The following is a 17,372-nucleotide window of genomic DNA, read 5'->3' as shown; positions in this document are numbered from 1 at the left end:
GTAGACGGCCGTCTCAGGCGTGCTTGTCGAGGAACTGGTCGTGAGAGCGCTCCCACTCGTAGTCGTCGTCCCAGTAGCGCTCCGCCAGCGGCTCTTCGGGCATCTCGCCGATCGTCCGCTTCTCTTCGCCGTAAGACGGGCGATCCTCGTCGACGTAGAAGCGGCCGGTGAGGACCTCACCCTCGTGCAGCGACTCTTCGGTCTCGCGCATCATCTCCGCGGCTTCGACGCGGTCCGTCTTGTCGAAGTCGTAGTCGTCCGACTCGTTGACGTCGATGTAGGGGACGTACTGGCGCGCGTCCTTGTTCCAGGTCGGACACTGGGTGAGGAAGTCGACGTGCGCGAAGCCGTCGTGTTCGATCGCTTCGATGATGATCTCTTTGGCCTGGTTCGGGTTGACCGCGGCCGTGCGGGCAACGTAGGAGGAACCAGCGTTGAGCGACATCGAGAGCGGCTTGAGCGGCTCCTTGGCGCTCCCGTGGGGTTGCGTCTTCGACTTGTGTCCCTTCGGGCTCGTCGGGGAGGTCTGTCCCTTGGTGAGTCCGAAGATCTCGTTGTTGAAGACGATGTACGTCATGTCGTGGTTCTCCCGCGCCGTGTGGATGAAGTGGTTCCCACCGATCCCGTAGCCGTCGCCGTCGCCGCCGGCGGCGATCACTTCGAGGCCGGGGTTCGCGAGCTTCGCGGCGCGAGCCACCGGCAGCGACCGCCCGTGGATCGTGTGGAACCCGTACGTGTCGAGGTAGCTGTTCAGCTTCCCGGAACAGCCGATCCCCGTACACAGCAGGGTCTCCTCGGGCGAGCGGCCGACTTCAGGGAGCGCCTGCTTGAGCGCCTTCAGGACGCTGAAGTCACCGCAGCCGGGACACCAGGTCGGCTGGGGCTCGACGCCGGGCGTGTACTCGTCGCGGTCGATCTCTCGCTCCTCTCCGATTGCTGAAAACGTGCTCATGTGTTAGTCACCTGCGGCTGGGACGAAGGTGGTCTGATGGCCGGACGCGTCACCGTCGTCGTCGATGATCGCGGCCTCGAACCCGTCGACGACCTCTGCGGGCTCGAACGGGTTACCGTTGTACTTCAACAGGCTCGACAGCTTCTCGCCGTAACGGCCGAGGTTCTTCTGGATGAGCCCGCGGAACTGCCCCGAGGCGGTCATCTCGACGACTAAGACTTCGTCGACGCTCTCGACGAACGCCTCGACCTGATCGGTCGGGAAGGGGAGCATGTCCGAGACGCCGTACGACTTCACCGAGATGCCGGCGTCGTTGAGTCGGCCGACGGCCTCCTCGACGGTGCCCTGCTGGCTGCCGAACGTGAGGATGCCGTACTGGGCGTCGTCAGGGCCGGCGTACGAGCCGGTGTCGACGGTGTCGAGGTCGGCGCGGATCGCCTCCAGTTTCTCCGTCCGCCGGTCGATCTGCGCGACGCGGTTGTCCGCGTCCTCACAGATGTGTCCCGTCGGGTCGTGCTCGTTACCGGTCGCGAGGTAGCGCCCGCCCTTCTGGCCGGGGATCGACCGCGGGGAGACGCCGTCGTCGACGTCGTGCTGGAACCGGTGGAACTTCCCGTCTGGGGAGTGCGGCTCGTCGGCCAGCGCGTCCTCGGTGAGCGTCTTCCCGAGCGTCGGGTTCGGCTCACGGTCGAAGTGGCTCTTGGGGACGTTGGTCATCTCGCCGCCGAGCTTCTGGTCGTACAGGAGGATCGACGGGATCTGGTACTCGTAGGCCAGCCGGAAGGCGATCCGCGACTGCTCGTACGCCTCCTCGACCGTTCCCGGCGCCAAGACGACGCGCTGGGAGTCGCCCTGTGAGGTGTACAGGACGTGTTCGAGATCGGACTGCTCGGGCTTCGTCGGCATCCCGGTCGAGGGACCGGCGCGCATGGCCTCGACTAAGACGACGGGCGTCTCCGTCATCTCCGCGAGGCCGAGTGGCTCCGACATCAGCGCGAAGCCGCCGCCGGAAGAGCCCGACATGGCCTTCACGCCGGCGTGTGACGCACCGACGGCGAGCGCGGCCGCGGCGATCTCGTCTTCGACCTGCTCCGAGATCCCGCCGAGCTTCGGCAGGTTGTTCGTCATGATGGTGAACACCTCGGTCCACGGCGTCATGGGGTAGCCGGCGATGAACCGGCAGCCCTCGTCGATGGCGCCGTAGGAGATGGCGTCCGACCCGGACATGAGCAGCTGCGTTTCGTCGTGCTCGCCGGTCGGAACCGACACGTCCGGGGCGTCCACGTCGTACTCCTCGCGCACCTGGTTGTACGCCGTCTCCAGAATCTCCAGGTTCGGGTCGAGGATCTTCTCCGGCATCGCGTCGCGCATGAGGTCCTCGACGTGTTCGAGGGCCATGCCGGTCAGCGCGCAGGTGGCGCCGACGCCGGCGGTGTTGCGCATGACCTCGCGGCCCATGTCGCGGGCGAGCCCGCGGAGGTCGAGGGGGTAGACGTGCCAGTTGTTCTCTTCGACGCGCTCGTCGAAGTTGGGGATCTCGGAGGTGTCTAAGAGCCCCTCGTCGTACACGATGACCCCGCCCTCGCGGAGTTCGTCGAGATTCTCGGAGAGCGGCTTGATCTCCTCATTCCCGTAGAGCGCGTCCTCCTGCGGGTTGCGGGCGAACGAGTCGCCGAGCGCGAGCAGGAAGTTGTATCCGTCACCTCGGGACCGTACCGGGTCCGACGACGCTCGGACCTCGGTGTACGTGTGGCCCCCGCGGATCCGCGACGGGTAGTGGCGATGCGTGAAGACGTTGAGCCCCGACCGCATCAAGGCCTTGGCGAAGTTCTGGCTGGTCGAAGCGATCCCGTCACCGGATCCCCCCGATATCCGCCAGATGAGTTCATCATCAGTCATAGTGGTATGTGAGCCCGTGAGGGCCTCGTGAATCCACGTTGTGTTGGTTACCTCTTATGGCTTGCTATGGAATCACAAGAGACGATCATGAAGGACACGGCAGCGACGGAGTCGCCGGTTTCGGGACGTTCCGCGTCCTTTTACTCACCGCCCGTCTGAGTCCCCGTATGCTTACCTTCATCGGCCTCGGTCTCTACGACGAGCGATCCATCACCGTCAAGGGTCGCGAGGCGCTCGGAGACGCGGATCGGGTCTTCGCGGAGTTTTACACCAGCAAACTCGTCGGCGCGGACGTCGAAACGCTGGAGGCCTACCACGACGTGGAGATCGAGGTTCGCCCGCGCGAGGGCGTCGAACAGGACCCGGAGGCGATCCTCGCGGCGGCCGAAGATGGCGACGTCGCCTTCCTCACCGCCGGCGACACGATGATCTCGACGACACACACCGATCTCAGACTGCGCGCCGAGTCGCGCGGCATCGACACCCGCGTGATCCACGGGGTCACGGCCCAGTCGGCCGCCTCCAGCCTCACCGGGCTCCAGAACTATCGGTTCGGGAAGGCGACGACGCTCCCGTTCCCGTACGCGCACGGCGGCGACGACGTGCCGGCGAGCGTGATCGAGACGATAGCGGCGAACCGCGACCGCGGACTCCACACCGTCGTGTACCTCGACATCAAGGTCGGTACGGGTCCGACCGGCCCCGATCCGGACCACGAGGAGTACATGACCGCCGACGTCGCCGCCGGCCTGCTCGCCGACGAGTGGGCGGACCCGCTCGGGGTCGTCGTCGCTCGCGCCGGCTCACCGGACGCGGTCGTGGCCGCCGACCGACTGAGCGCGCTCGCCGACCGGGAGTTCGGCGACCCGCTCCACCTCCTCGTCATTCCCGGAGCCCTCCACCACGTCGAGGCCGACGCGCTCGCTGGACTCGCCGGCGCACCGGCGGAACTCCTCGAGGAGTAGGGCCGAGCCTGTCGGGTCGCCGACCGGTTGGTTGATATTCTTGTCGTGCGTTATCAAGCAACATGGCAGAGATCACTGTCGAGCGACTGATGTCGACCGACCTCGTCACCATCGAAACGGGTGCGGCCGCCGCGGAAGCGGCGAGCCGCATGCTGGAAACGGGCGTGAACTCGATCCTCGTCGTCGACGACGACAGACGCCTCGCGGGGCTGATAACCGGGAGGGACTTCGTCTCGCTCGTCCGGCAGAACGAGCCACAGGACACGAGCGTCGTGGACGCGTTTATGACGACGGACGTCCTCACCGTGTCGCTCGACGACTCCGTCGCGGAGCTCGCCGAGCCGACGGAGCAGGGGTACACCCACCTCCCGGTCGTCGACGGGGACGGCACTCTGGTCGGCATGGTCTCGACGACCGATTTCACGGCGTACGTCTCGGGGAAGCGATAGCCCTCGCTGCCGGGCCCCGTAGCGCTTTTAAATACTCCTCCGGGCGAGGATGTGAGACACCGGAAGAATAATCAGACGCGCTGTCGCAGGACGTGCTATGGATTTGAACGACCGGACCCGCGTCAAAGACGTCATGTCGACGCCGCTTGAGACGATCGGCGCTGACGAACCGCTCCGCGAGGCGGCGCGACGGATGAGCGACAGCGACATCAGCGCGCTCGTCGTGACCACTGGCGGCGGCTGTATCGTGACCCAAGGCGACATCGTCGGCGCCGTCGCCGTCGGCGAGGACACCGACGAGACGACCGTCCGAGACGTGATGACGCAGAACGTCGAGACCGTGACCCCGGACCTCATGATGGAGGAAGTCGCGGCGATGATGACGATGTACGGCGTCAAACACCTCCCGGTCGTCGACGACGACTACGTCGGGATGGTCTCTTCGACCGACGTCGCCGAACACCTCTCGTAACTGTCGGCGCCGCCGTGGTGTCCGACCCCGTCGGTGGAGCCCGATCAGCGGTTCGTCGGCGACCGCGGGAGATCTAACGTCTCCGTGAGGTCGTGTTCCTCACCGGTGAGCAGGTAGAGGACGTCTTCGAGGATGACCACGAGCTCCGGGAGTTCTCGGACCACGAGGAACGTAATAGCGATCAGCGCCACGACCGCGAGCAGTTGGCTCATGATGCGGTCGGAGATCAGAAACGACACCCGGTACGGGTCGCTCGCGCCGAACATCGTCAACACGATATCGGGGTACCACTGCATGTACTGGTTGCCCGCGACGACCGAGATGAACGTCGTCCGGAGGATGTTGAGGACGTAGATGAGCGAGACGGAGACGGCGAGTCCGCGAACCTTGCGCCGCAGGGGGGCCTCGACGGCCGCGACGAGCCCGCCGAATATCGCCATGCTCCCGAGCCCCGTACAGGCCAAGACGATGTCGATCCGGTAGGTGTGGCCGTCGTCGAGCGTCCAGAGGTAGGCCGCGTCGTACCCCTCGCTGCTCGCGACTCGCTCCGGCGCGTAGCCGAGCAGGTCGATGAGCATCCCGGTCTGCGTCGCGACGACCTCGATCAGGATTCGCCGCGGTTCGGGAAAGGCCACGCCGCCGAGCGTGAACGCTGGAATGGTCTCGAACGGGAGGTAGATAAAGAGCATAATGGCGATCGCTCGCGTGAGCGTGAACAGCGACGCCCGCCCGTTGTACAGGAGATAGCCGGCGTACAGACAGGCCGGCACCCCGACGAGCGCGAGGATCGACTCGACGTAGCTCTGGTGTTCGAACGCGAAGTACGGCACCGTCGACAGCCAGAAGAGCCCGAACAACCCCCACGTGCCGGCCGCTATCGACCGACCGGCCGCGAGGCCGCGGCTGTCCAAGAGCCACGCGAGTCCGAACAGGAGGGCGACGATCCAGGCGAACGTGAACGTGTCCGGCACGAGGGACAGCACCGCCGGGACGCCGGAACCGAGCATATCGAGACCGTCAGTCATCGCCGGATAAAGCCCTTGTCGTTGCAGCCGATCCGTCACCGCAGGACAGAAGAGGGGATATCAGCGCCGGAGCGGGCCGGTCAGCGTTCGTCCGAGTCGAGCACGCGGATCTGGTCGCCGCGGACCGTCACCGGAATCGGAACGGTGGCCTCGTACAGTTCGACGGTCACCTGGTCTTTGCCCTCGTCGATCCGCTGGACGCGAGCCTTCTCGCCTTTAAACGGCCCGGCGATGAGTTCCACGATGTCGCCCTCGGCGATCCCTTCCACGTCGGGGGTCGGCGAGAGGAAGTGCTCGACCTCGGAGAAGGGGCTCCTGGCCGGCCCCTCGGAGCCCTGAATCACGCCGCGAGCGTGGGGGATCTCGTCGAGGATCCGGGCGAACACGCTGCCGTCGCTGGCTTCGACCATCACGTAGCTCGTCAGCTGGTCGGGAGCGATGACGGCTTGGATCTCCGGCATCTCCTTTTCGGCGAGCATGTCGGCGACGGTCCGCTCCTGGCTCGCGGTGGTCTTGACCGAGAAGATCGGCATTACGCGCCGACCCCCGGCAGGAGGCTCATGACCGCGAACATCAGGAAGCCGATGAAGCCGATGAGCAGGATGCCGGCGCCGGCGATCTTCGACACTTGGAGGAACTCGTCGGAGCTCGGCGTGCTCGCCAGTTTCAGCACCCGAATGTAGCTGTTGAGGTCGTACGGGACGTCCATGTTACGAGGCAGTTCGAGTCGATCCGGTTTTTACCTTTTGATGCGCGCCTCCGGCTCGCCGACGCCCGCGACGTGGCCGACACGGGCGCGACGCTCGCGAGCGGTGGGCGGCGGGCGACGCCCGGAAAAAAGCGGCCACAGACACGGTCGTCCACGCCATCGAATCGACCGGCACGCGAGCGGCGCGATTACTCGACGTAGTCGATGTCTTCCATCTCGGGCGAGGCCTCTTCTGCGCCCTCGCCGTTGCGTCCGTAAATCTGCGGGGACTCGACGCCGGTCACGACGATCATGGTCCGCATCTCGCCTTCCAACTCCTCGTCGACGGAAGTCCCCCAGATGATCCGCGCGTCGGGGTCGATCCGGTCGTAGATCTCCTCGACGACGCCCTCGGCTTCCTCGATGGACATGTCGGTGCCGCCGGTGACGTTGACCAGCGCGGAGTTCGCGCCGGAGATGTCGACGTCGAGCAGCGGCGAGCGGAGCGCGGACTTCACCGAGTCCTGCGCCTTCGAGTCGGAGTCGGACTCGCCGAGGCCGATCATCGCGACGCCGCCCTTCTCCATGACCGTGCGAACGTCGGCGAAGTCGAGGTTGACCAGGCCGGGCATCGTGATGAGCTCCGTGATCCCCTTCACCGAGCGCATCAGCACCTCGTCGGACACCTTAAACGCCTGCCGGACGGGGAGTTTGCCGACCGCGTCGAGCAGCCGGTCGTTGGGGACGACGATGACCGTGTCGCTCACGTCGCGAAGGCGTTCGAGACCGGCCTCCGCGTTCGTGCGTCGGACCTCGCCCTCGGCCGTGAACGGCGTGGTGACGATGGCGATGGTGAGCGCGCCGGACTCGCGGGCCGCCTTGGCGACGACCGGGGCCGAGCCGGTGCCGGTTCCGCCGCCGAGCCCGGCGGTGACGAACACCATGTCGGAGCCGTCGATGGCGTCGTGGATCTCCTCTTGGGACTCGATCGCCGCCTCCTCGCCGACCTGCGGGAGGGAGCCGGCCCCGCGGCCCTGCGTCTTCTGCTGGCCCATGAGGATCTTCGTGTCGGCCTCGATGTTGACCAGGTGTTGTACGTCGGTGTTCGCGGCGACGAGTTTCGCCCCGTGAATCCCCTCTTCTGTCATCCGGTTTACGGTGTTGCCGCCGGCGCCGCCACAGCCCACGACGGTGATGTTCGTCTGGAGGTCTTGGAGAACATCCTGCAGCTCGTCGTCCGTCATCGTTCCCGTCTGTGGCGGCGTGCCGGCGGTTGGGTCGGTGTCGCCGGCGCCGGCGCCTCCGGCGTCGTCCGCCGGAGGTTCCTCGGCTTCGTCGATGGCGTCCTCAACGATAGAGTCCATTATATCGTGTGGTTGCGACCCGGACGTATTTATTTTTGCCCGATCGTCTGACGTGGGTCAGACGGCCCGAGACGTCTCGATACCCGCCGAAACCGGCCCTTCGGCGATCGCTCGCGCGGCGACGGTCGCCGACGCCGTCGCTCGCCTCGGAGAGTCAGTCCGGGGTCGGCGCCGGACCGATCGGAAACCGGTCCGTCCGCTCTCGCGACACCGCCTCCGGCGCGATCGTTTCGCCGTCGACCTCGACCGACTCCCCGTCAGCGAGTCGCCCGAACGCCGGGCCCTCCGGAACGCCCAGTGTGGCCGCGAGTTCGGGGTCGAAGGCGGTCTCGTGGGCGGTCACTGCCTCGTCGGTGACTTCGACCGCGTCGTAGCCCTCCTCCAACACCGCCGCGAGCCCCGCGACGAGGTCGGCGTAGCCGGGCGACGAGTCGGCGGCGTCGAAGGCGGCCCGCCCCGTCGCTCGCGTCCCCGCCTGCGCGGTCTCGAAGGCGACGGTCGCCGACTCCACGGCCGCGCGGGCCGCGTCGGCGTCGATGCCCTGCGCCCGCGAGCACAGCGCCGCCGGGAGGTCCCCGAGACGGATCGCGTCGGGGGCCGCCGGGACGACGTCGCCGAACCGGAGCCCCTCCTCGACGGTCGCGAGGTCGGCCGCCAGCCGGTCGACCAGCGGGAGGGGCCGGTCGCCGACCTCGCGCACCCACGTCTCGCTCACGACGCGGTGGCCGAGATCCCGGATCGTCGCCGCGAGGGCGGGCTTTTCGCCCTCGATGACGGCCAGATCCGCCCGGCTCCGGGAGAACGCCTGTTCGATCACGTCGCGGTTCGCGTCGGGCGCGCCGAGGTCCCCGAGCGACCAGTCGGCGGCGACGTGGCCCACTGCCCAGTCCGTCTCCCGGACGATTCGGGTGAACCGCGGGGCGTAGTGGCCGCCGCCGAACCCGACGACGTGGCGCGGCCGGCGGTCGCCGTCGCCGCGCAGTTCCGCGCCGGTGCCCCGCAGGTCGAGGACCGCCCGTGCGACGGCGCGAGCCGCGTCCGGATCGCGCCACTGCGGTTCGCCTGAGCCGAGTTCGACGAACAGCGACGGCACGGCGGTGTCGGTCGGGCCGTGGTGCGTACACTCGATCCCCACGTCGTACCCCGCCGGGGCGTGAGCCGCCAGCGCCTCGACGACGCGCTTTTCGGCGCCCGGCGCGGCTCGCGCCAGGGTCTCCGGGGCGCCGCCGTACGGCGCGGGACCGAAGTTGCCCGTGACGTGCGCCGTCAGGAGCGCTCCCGTCTCGCCGGAGTGGCGGGAGACGAACACGAGGAACGCGGGCTCGTCGTCGCCCGCGTCCTCGCTCGCTCCGAACGCGGCCGCCGGATCGGAGAGTTCGATGTGGAGGTCGTCGAACTCTCGCAGTTCGAACCCGTCGGTCCGGTAGTAGGTTCCACCGCCGGCGGCGTCCGGTCGGGTCGGGTCGGTCCGACGCTCCCAGTCGCCGACGGCGAGCAGCTGCTCGCCGATGTGTTCCGAGGCGCTGTCGGCCCGGCTGACGACGATCGCTATCACGGACGGCGGTCCGGGTCGGGCGGCCGAATAGCCGTCGGTTCGCGACAGCGAGAGCGCCTACGGCAACAACAGGTAGATGAACCCGCCGTAGGTGGCGACGAGGACGGCGCCGTCGGCCCGCGAGATGCGCTTGCCGCGGGACATCAGCCCGACCACGAGGGCGGTGACGACGAGCAGCGCGGGGAACTCGAACCCGCGGACGTCGGCGCTGACGCTGATGGGCGTGATGACCGCGACGATGCCGAGGACCGCGAGCACGTTGTAGATGTTCGATCCGACGACGTTGCCGACGCTGAAGTCGGCCTCGCCCCGGATCGCGGCCACGACGCTCGCCGCCAGCTCCGGCAGCGAGGTGCCGAGCGCCAGCACCGTGAGCCCGATGAAGATGTCCGAGAACCCGGCCGCGGAGAGCAGCGACTGCCCGCCCTCGACGAGCCACTGGGAGCCGAGGACGAGGGCGACGATGCCGACGACGACGAAGGCGGCGTCCCGGAGGCGTGCGTCGGGCATCCCCTCGCGTTCGGCCGCCGAGATGCTCGACTGCGTCTGCTGGACGCGTCGCAAGACGACCGCGGTGAAGGCGACGAGAACGGCGAGCATGAAGACGCCGTCGAGCGCGCCGATCTGGCCGTCCCACCCGAGTCCGACGAGCAGCAGCGCGGCGAGGACCATGAACGGGACGTGCCGCTCGAAGACGGTCTGTGAGATATCGAGCGGGCGGATCAGCGCCGAGACGCCCAACACGAGCCCGATGTTCGCGATGTTCGATCCTACGATGGCGCCGAGCCCGGTGTCGGTCGAGACGGTGACCGCGCCGAGCAGGGAGACGAAGAGTTCGGGGGCCGTGGTCGCGAACGCGACGACGGTGACGCCGACCGTCGACGCCTTCAGCCCGACCGCGAGCGCGAGGTCGCTTGCGCCCTTGACGAGTAGCTCGGCGCCGGCGTACAGGAGGGCGGCGCCGCCGGCGAGCAACAGCAGTTCCGTGAGCGGCGACCCGAGTAGCACGGCTCCGGATTGTCGTCACCGTTTTAAAAAGCGTCGTGATTCCGCGTCGCGACGGACGCGGGGCGTTCGCCGACCCCGGAGCCGCCTCAGGCGCGCGTCGCCCGGAACTCGCCGTGTTTCATTCCGACGACGAACGCGATGGCACCGAAGACCAACATCGAGGGCAGCACCATCATCAGCGTCGTCGAGAGCGCCATCGGCGTGCCGAACGCGACCCCGAGGGTCCCGGCGACGACGATGAGCGCAACGATACCGGCCGCACGCGGCAAGTCGAACTCCATGAACACGATACGGTTCGCGGACTCGTAAGCGTTCGCCCTTCGGGTCGGATTCGCGCCCCGGTTCGGCCGGCACGCCCCGAGCGAGCCGCCCGGTGTGACGAGGGCGCTACGCCTCGATGATGTCGTCGTCGCGGTCCGCGGCCGGCACCCGAAGGTCGCCGTCCAGCGAGGTGACCGCGTCGCCGCCGACGCGAACCTCGTCGCCTGCGACGCGGACGCGGACGTGACCGGGACGATTGATGAAGTGACCCTGTTCGAATCGGAGTTCGTCCGGGAAGTCGCCGTCGAAGGCGCCGACCTCTTGCAGGTAAGCGCCCACGGCGCCGCTCGCGGTTCCCGTCACGGGGTCTTCCTGCACGCCGACCGCGGGCGCGAACGCCCGGCCGTGAAGCGTCGACTCCGGGTCGAGCGCGTCGAACGTGTACGCGTATATCCCGACCGCGTCGTGTGCCGCGCAGACCGCTTCGATGGCGGCCGAGTCGGGGTCCGCCTCGCCGAGCCGTTCGAGGAAGTTGACGGGGACGACGAGCCACGGGAGGCCGGTGGTGGCGACCGCCACCGGGAGGTCCGCGCCCACGTCGCGCAGGGCCGCGGGGTCGATGCCGAGCGCGTCGCCGAGGCGGTCGGCGTCGAGCTCGTCCGCCTCGATACGCTCGACCGACGGCGGGTTCTGTCCCATCCAGACGGTCCCGTCGTCGTCGACGGTGACGTCGAGGTCGCCGACGTTGGTCCGGAGGGTCCGGTCGCCGGCGTCGATCGCCCCCTCCTCGAAGAGGGCGCCGTAGGCCGCGATCGTGGCGTGACCGCACAGGTCGACCTCGGTCGCGGGCGTGAAGTATCGGAGTCGCTCGTCGGCCTCGTCGCTCCCGAGCAGGAACGCGGTCTCCGAGGCGCCGAGCTCCGCGGCGATCCGCTGCATCTGGTCATCGCTCAGCCCTGCGGCGTTCGGGACGACTCCGGCGACGTTCCCGGCCAGCGGCTCGTCCGCGAACGCGTCGACGAGAAGGGTGCGGCGCGTCTCCATGCGCCACGGTGACGGCCCGGCTTTAAAATGCTCCCGAGAGCGACGGGCGATCTGTCGGGCGGGCGCGAACCGACCGAAAGCGATGTCAACCCTTTTGCCCTCCACGGCGGATATACTGCTATGGGTCTCTTCGACCGGCTACGAGGGAACGATACGCCCCGCGTGGCGTTCATCGGGATCGACGGGCTCCCCCACAGCCTGGTTGCCGACAACCCGGACACGTTTCCGACGCTGTCGGCGATTGCCGAGGAGGGCGACGGGGGACCGATCGACAGCGCCGTGCCGCCCGAGTCGAGCGCGTGCTGGCCGGTGCTCACGAGCGGCGTGAATCCCGGCGAGACCGGCGTGTACGGCTTCCAAGACCGGGAGGTCGGCTCGTACGACACGTACGTTCCCATGGGCCGCGACGTGCAGGCGACGCGAGTCTGGGACCGCGCGACCGAGGCCGGGCTCAACGCGACGGTGCTGAACGTCCCCGTCACGTTCCCGCCCCAGCGAACCGTCCAGCGCATGGTCTCCGGGTACCTCTCGCCGGACGTGGACAAGGCCGCGCATCCCGAGGAGTTCCGGAAGTACCTCACGGAGAGCGACTACCGCCTGTCCGTCAACGCGAAACTCGGCCACCGAGACGACAAGACGAAGTTCATCGAACAGGCCCGCCAGACGCTCGACGCGCGCGCGGCGGCGTTCTCCCGCTGCGTCGAGATGGACGACTGGGACCTGTTCGTCGGCGTGTTCTCCGCGCCCGATCGGATCAACCACTTCCTCTGGGGAGATTACGAGACCGAGGGGCCGTACCGCGAGGCCATGCTCGACTTCTACGCGGCGCTCGACGAACACATCGGAGAGATTCGGCGAGCGCTCCCGAACGACGTGCGGCTCGTCGTCGGCTCCACCCACGGGTTCACCCGGTTGCAGTACGATGTCTACTGCAACGAGTGGCTCGAAGAGTCGGGGTGGCTCTCGTATGAAGACGACGACCACGGCTCACTCGCAGACATCGCCGACGACGCCCGCGCGTACTCGCTGGTCCCCGGTCGATTCTACCTCAACGTGGAGGGCCGCGAGCCAAACGGCGTCGTCGCCGAGTCGGAGTACGAGTCCACCCGGCAGTCCCTGCGGGCTGATCTTGAAGCCTGGGAGGGACCGGACGGGAACCCTGTTGCGAAGCGAGTCGTCGAACGCGAGACGGTGTTCCGCGGCGATCACGAGGCCATCGCGCCGGATCTGGTCGTCATCCCGAACGAAGGGTTCGACCTCAAGGCCGGCTTCCGCCCCCACGACTCGGTGTTCGACACGACCGGCCCGCGAACCGGGATGCACACCTTCGAGGACGCCGCGCTGTTCGTCGACCACCCGGACGCGAAGGTCGAGGACGCGGACTTACTCGACATCGCGCCGACGCTCCTGCGACTCCTCGACATCGACTACGGCCGGACCGACCTCGACGGCGCGAGTCTGATCTGAGTCGACTGAGGAGACGGCGACATGGAACGAACACCCGACGGGACCCCGGTCGGCGTCGACGACCCCTATTCTGTCGCCGGCGTCTGCGATCACCTCACCGACGACGGTCGCTGTCGGTTCGCGCTGACGCGGGCCGGCGACGACCCGGAGTTCGCCGCCGCGCGCCGCGACGACGACTACGCCTGCCACGTCGGCCCCGACGGCGCGTGGCGCGCGTGTCCCCACTACCGGTCGACGACCGACGGCCGCGAGTGCCACCGCTGTGGCCTCCCGGAAGTCCGGATCGCACACGACGACTCGCGGCCGCTCGTCGAAGAACACCACCTGTCGTACGGCGGCGCCGACGCCGCTGGCCCCGACGACGCCGCTGGCCCCGACGACGGCGAGGAGTCCGGCGGCGACGACGCCGGCCCCCACGAGATCACCGTGGCGCTGTGCCGCTGGTGTCACACGAAGGTCCACCGGTCGTTCGCCCGCATCAACGACGACGCCAGCCCCGGCCCCGAAGCGATCGCGGCCCGTGAGAGCCGGCGGAGCAGAGAGCAGTCGGAGTCGGCGTTCGAGACGGCGAGCGAGCGGTTCGACCGGGACGACGAGTAGACGCGAGAGAAAAGGGCGCCGAGGGTCGGCCGTCAGTCGTCGGCTTTCGGTCGGATCAGGTCGGCGAGCGCCACGAGCAGTCCGAGGAACCAGCCGAGCGGGACGGAGATGCCGATCCACATCAACACGTAGCCGAGACCGGGGAGCCCCCACTGCTGCCCGAACGTCTCCAGATCGAAGGCGCCGCGGAGCGTCTCGTTGATTCCGCCGACCGCGAGGAACGTGTCGAGGATCCACCGCGCGAGCTCGTAGCTCGGGTCGAGGACGGCGCTCGAAAGCGCCGGGGTGAGGACCGCGGCGACGACCGGCGGCAGGAAAAACGCCGTCATCGCGAAGGGGTACGCGAGCAGGACGCTGACGAATCGCCCCCCGACCTTCGAGAACCCGGCGGCCAAGCCCGCAGAGACGACCGCCACGATACTCGCGAGGCCGATGCCGAGCATCACGTCCGTGGGGAGTTGGAAGTGTGCGAGAACCGTGAGCGACCCCCAGACGACGGTCGCGACGATCACCGCGCCCACCACGCCGAACCGCGCGACGGCGGAATCGAGCTTCGCCGCGTAAAACCGGGTCGCGAACCCGACCAGAAGAAGCGGGTACGTCACCGCCACGAGCGGCGCGCCGAGCAGCGCCCAGAGGTAGTACCCGACGCTCTGGACGGCGGTTTCCGGCTTCCACTTTCCTAACACCGCACTCGGGTCGAGCTGTCTCGGGAAGACGACCTCCATCCAGGTCTCGTGGAGACGGACGACGTCAAGGAGGAGCGCTTCCACCAGCCCGATTTGTCCTCGGCGTTCCATTTGGCTTGACTCGCGCGCGCCACACCGTGAACTTTGTGCCTTTGATCGGGCCGCGGTGTTTGTACGGTTGGTTTGTACGGTTGGTCGGAGCGAGTGTCTGTACGACGGTCCGGAGAGCGTGGTGTCTCGCCACCGACGGCCCGACGAACTACCTCCCTCGACAGCCGCTCAATCCACTCAGGCGGATCGCTGATTCCGCCCGTTCACTCGGTCTCCGCGTGAGTTGGCTCCCGTGCGAGTATCAGATCGCCACAATCGCGGCGACACGCTTAACACCGCGACCTGTCGTACCTGCTCGCATGGAAAGACGTGAACTGCTCGCGGCGGTCGCCGCCTCGACGTCCCTCGCAGTCGCCGGCTGTAGCGGCGTCGAGGACGGGTCCTTCGAGTTCGACGCGAAACCGGCCAGCATCCCGGCGGCGGCGGTCACGGAGGCCGGGTACGAGGGCGAATCGCCGCAGTCGTTCACCATCGACGAGCGGCTCGAAGCCTCGGGAGTCAACGTCGAGGTGTCGGCGACGACGTGGCTCGCCGGGTACGAGAACCCCGACAACGGGTCGGCGGTGTTCGTGGCGAGCACGCCGGACGGGAAGGTGGCCGGGCAGTCCGTCAACCCGCTCGTTCGGGCGGATGAAGGCGATCTGATACGGCGGCTCGTAGAGCAGGTCAACCAGCGAGACGTCGGCGGTGGCGGGACCGAAATCAAGGCGGACGACATCAAAGACGTCGGGTCGGAGACGCGTACGATTCTCGGGGAAGAGGTCGAGATCTCTATTCTGGAGACGACGATCGACGCCGAAGTCGAAACCGGCGACGGACAGAGCAGCGAGGTTGAGGGCGTGCCGGTGTACCTGTACGTCGGCACCGTCCAACACGAGGAGGACGTGATCGCGATCGTCGGGGTCCACCCGACCGAGGTCGACGCCTCCGAGTCCGTGTTGTCTCTGATGGAGCAGGTCGAGCACTAACACAGCGGTCACTTCTTCAGCCCGCGCGATTCTGCCGTGCGTTTACACCCGTAAGCGACGGCGAAAAACGACTGACCGCGTCGCCGTCAGCCGCCGACGTTTCCGCGAGCGGAAGCTTCGCGGTCCGTAACCGATTTATAAGCAATCAGACCGAATCTCAGCCAGTTGCGGTGTGAGACTGCGGTCCGGGCCCATACCGCTACAGTCGAGCGGTTTCGAGCCCTGTCGCCGCCGTTCTGACCACCGCGGACCGAACAATGATCCAAGACATGTCGGGTCGGCGTGTCGCCATTTGTGCGCTTGTTCTCGTTGTCAGTGTCTTTGCGGTCGTTGGGGTAGGAACTACTAGTGCAGAATCAACTAATAATGAAACACAGACACCAATTATAACGGACACAGGAGAGGGTAGAGATGTATTTATCCATGAAAATAGAACCACGTTGCAAAATGTATCCGTCAAAACGAACGGATCAGGTGCACGTGTGTTTATTAGTACTGAAATTATAGAAAATAAAGCGATAGACGCAGCATCTAGCAATGTGACTGATTATAAGATCACAGGCGGTGAAGTAACCGGAATAAATCGGTTTGAGCACAAGAACCACACTGTCTTTGAGGTTATCTCTAATAAGAGCAACAACAAAGATACTCTAAAAATCGACCATCTTACAATATCTGGATTAGACAGTTCGAAAGTTAATTCGACAGTTAACGCAAGCTTCAAAATGTCAGCATCTGAGGTCAAGTCAGATGTGGATTACTCTCATCTGCTAGCTGATGATAAAGTAAGATTATCAAGGCCATTTGAGCTGATAGCTAATTCAGTTAGTGTTTCAGATCAAGCAACGGTCTCAACTGAGGCATTCTCTGAGTTCCCTACTTCTTCTTCACTGACAATCGATAATCTTGTTGCAGATGTTGATTCGACCATAGTCATCACACAAGGATATGATGGGAACGAGTTAGCTGGTTTTGCTGACCAACCTGCAACGCCAACACGGGGTAAACAAAATATTTCTGTTAGATTAAATACAATCGGCGGCGAAAAGCGAGTCCACATAATTCCAGATAGTGAAATAAAGTTGGACAGGGAAGACCCTAGAGATACCATTTCAGATTCAGTACTTAATTCCGCTATTGCAACAGATACAGCATACGTATATTCAGGGATAATAAATATAGAGACTCAGACATATAACAGTAAACTTAGATCCAACCTAACGATACAAAATGTGAGTTTACTTGATATGAGAGGGGGATCTACGCCCTATATCGTTTCAGTTCATCCGATAACCAGCAACCAACGGGTTGCTTATGATACAGTTTATGGATACTCTGGCAAGTTGGTTGATAGTGAAGGGGGTGTAAGTGTGGATTTGGAAAATCACAGTAGTAACTCCGAATTATATGGCAGAAACAAATTAGCAGCAGTACTACAACTGTACAATAATACTACTACAGATAGTGCTCTAGTTGAGTCAATAGTACGTCTCCCTAACTCAGACCTAGAGAATGGATTTGTAGGTGCAGGTGTTTCAGATACAGCAACAGTGGCGGCTGATCAAGAACCAAATACTAGCGACAAACAGATTCACATTACTGAATTAAATCATGGAGGCACGGCGAAGCCAACTATATATTCAGGAACAACAATAGTTGATAATAGTAGCAGTGCAGTAGAATCTAGAAATTTATATTCTATCAGCCAGAGTGCACGTGTCCTATCTTCAGTTGGATATTCAAGATATAACGATAGTAAAATAAGATACAGAACGAAAGGGTTGAAATCTGGGGAGTATGTACTTACTGAAAACCAGTCATCAGATGGATATTCTTTTAGAATAATTGGCTCAGA

General features: G+C 65.3%; 17 protein-coding genes. 6 read left to right on the top strand and 11 right to left on the bottom strand.

The features are described from left to right. Nucleotides 1–13 precede the first annotated feature (13 nt). Both DOS48_RS17575 and DOS48_RS17570 read right to left on the bottom strand, forming a co-directional pair. Nucleotides 14–952, bottom strand: a complete 939-nt coding sequence (locus DOS48_RS17575) for a thiamine pyrophosphate-dependent enzyme (protein WP_127116988.1) — start codon at nucleotides 950–952, stop codon at nucleotides 14–16. A 3-nt stretch (nucleotides 953–955) separates the two neighbouring features. Further along, nucleotides 956–2,851: a 2-oxoacid:acceptor oxidoreductase subunit alpha gene (locus DOS48_RS17570; RefSeq protein ID WP_127116987.1), complete on the bottom strand. Its 1,896-nt coding sequence runs from the start codon at nucleotides 2,849–2,851 to the stop codon at nucleotides 956–958. Between the two features lie 167 nt (nucleotides 2,852–3,018). On the opposite strand from DOS48_RS17570, the gene dph5 reads away from it, so the two are divergent. The 3 genes from dph5 to DOS48_RS17555 all read left to right on the top strand — a co-directional run bounded on the left by dph5 (nucleotide 3,019) and on the right by DOS48_RS17555 (nucleotide 4,737). Next, nucleotides 3,019–3,816 (top strand): diphthine synthase, encoded by a 798-nt coding sequence (gene dph5 / locus DOS48_RS17565; protein WP_127116986.1) that lies wholly within the window; start codon nucleotides 3,019–3,021, stop codon nucleotides 3,814–3,816. A gap of 62 nt (nucleotides 3,817–3,878) precedes the next feature. Further along, nucleotides 3,879–4,265, top strand: a complete 387-nt coding sequence (locus DOS48_RS17560; protein WP_127116985.1) for a CBS domain-containing protein — start codon at nucleotides 3,879–3,881, stop codon at nucleotides 4,263–4,265. A gap of 97 nt (nucleotides 4,266–4,362) precedes the next feature. Beyond that, complete coding sequence (locus DOS48_RS17555; RefSeq protein ID WP_127116984.1) at nucleotides 4,363–4,737, top strand: cyclic nucleotide-binding/CBS domain-containing protein; 375 nt, start codon at nucleotides 4,363–4,365, stop codon at nucleotides 4,735–4,737. Between the two features lie 44 nt (nucleotides 4,738–4,781). On the opposite strand, the gene artA is transcribed toward DOS48_RS17555, so the two are convergent. The 8 genes from artA to DOS48_RS17515 all read right to left on the bottom strand — a co-directional run bounded on the left by artA (nucleotide 4,782) and on the right by DOS48_RS17515 (nucleotide 11,682). Beyond that, nucleotides 4,782–5,744 (bottom strand): archaeosortase A, encoded by a 963-nt coding sequence (gene artA / locus DOS48_RS17550; protein WP_127116983.1) that lies wholly within the window; start codon nucleotides 5,742–5,744, stop codon nucleotides 4,782–4,784. Nucleotides 5,745–5,842: 98 nt separating this feature from the next. Continuing rightward, nucleotides 5,843–6,295: a transcription elongation factor Spt5 gene (locus DOS48_RS17545; RefSeq protein WP_127116982.1), complete on the bottom strand. Its 453-nt coding sequence runs from the start codon at nucleotides 6,293–6,295 to the stop codon at nucleotides 5,843–5,845. Beyond that, a complete protein-coding gene (locus DOS48_RS17540) occupies nucleotides 6,295–6,471 on the bottom strand; it encodes a protein translocase SEC61 complex subunit gamma (protein ID WP_127116981.1) in 177 nt (58 codons plus the stop codon). The genes DOS48_RS17545 and DOS48_RS17540 overlap by 1 nt, the downstream gene beginning before the upstream one ends. Before the next feature lie 188 nt (nucleotides 6,472–6,659). Further along, nucleotides 6,660–7,814 (bottom strand): cell division protein FtsZ, encoded by a 1,155-nt coding sequence (ftsZ, locus tag DOS48_RS17535; protein ID WP_127116980.1) that lies wholly within the window; start codon nucleotides 7,812–7,814, stop codon nucleotides 6,660–6,662. 154 nt (nucleotides 7,815–7,968) lie between these two features. After that, nucleotides 7,969–9,369: a D-aminoacyl-tRNA deacylase gene (locus tag DOS48_RS17530; protein WP_127116979.1), complete on the bottom strand. Its 1,401-nt coding sequence runs from the start codon at nucleotides 9,367–9,369 to the stop codon at nucleotides 7,969–7,971. Between the two features lie 57 nt (nucleotides 9,370–9,426). After that, entirely contained in the window at nucleotides 9,427–10,377 is a 951-nt protein-coding gene (locus DOS48_RS17525; protein WP_127116978.1) for a calcium/sodium antiporter, read from the bottom strand. A gap of 86 nt (nucleotides 10,378–10,463) precedes the next feature. Beyond that, a complete protein-coding gene (locus DOS48_RS17520; protein WP_127116977.1) occupies nucleotides 10,464–10,658 on the bottom strand; it encodes a hypothetical protein in 195 nt (64 codons plus the stop codon). A gap of 106 nt (nucleotides 10,659–10,764) precedes the next feature. After that, nucleotides 10,765–11,682, bottom strand: a complete 918-nt coding sequence (locus tag DOS48_RS17515; RefSeq protein WP_127116976.1) for a PhzF family phenazine biosynthesis protein — start codon at nucleotides 11,680–11,682, stop codon at nucleotides 10,765–10,767. A 120-nt stretch (nucleotides 11,683–11,802) separates the two neighbouring features. Between DOS48_RS17515 and DOS48_RS17510 the strand changes: the two genes are divergently transcribed. Continuing rightward, nucleotides 11,803–13,149, top strand: coding sequence for an alkaline phosphatase family protein (locus tag DOS48_RS17510; RefSeq protein WP_127116975.1), 1,347 nt, complete (start codon nucleotides 11,803–11,805; stop codon nucleotides 13,147–13,149). 21 nt (nucleotides 13,150–13,170) lie between these two features. Further along, a complete protein-coding gene (locus DOS48_RS17505; protein WP_127116974.1) occupies nucleotides 13,171–13,749 on the top strand; it encodes a hypothetical protein in 579 nt (192 codons plus the stop codon). Between the two features lie 32 nt (nucleotides 13,750–13,781). Here DOS48_RS17505 and DOS48_RS17500 read toward each other — a convergent pair whose 3' ends face one another. After that, entirely contained in the window at nucleotides 13,782–14,522 is a 741-nt protein-coding gene (locus DOS48_RS17500; RefSeq protein ID WP_127118832.1) for a hypothetical protein, read from the bottom strand. A 326-nt stretch (nucleotides 14,523–14,848) separates the two neighbouring features. Here DOS48_RS17500 and DOS48_RS17495 point away from each other — a divergent pair, with 326 nt between their 5' ends. Further along, the gene (locus tag DOS48_RS17495) at nucleotides 14,849–15,517 is read left to right on the top strand and encodes a DUF6517 family protein (protein ID WP_127116973.1); all 669 of its coding nucleotides are present in this window, start codon (nucleotides 14,849–14,851) and stop codon (nucleotides 15,515–15,517) included. Nucleotides 15,518–17,372 lie beyond the last annotated feature (1,855 nt).

Origin of the sequence: Halorubrum sp. PV6 (assembly GCF_003990725.2) — an archaeon.
Classification (GTDB): domain Archaea; phylum Halobacteriota; class Halobacteria; order Halobacteriales; family Haloferacaceae; genus Halorubrum.
This window is presented reverse-complemented; position numbering and strand designations above follow the sequence as displayed.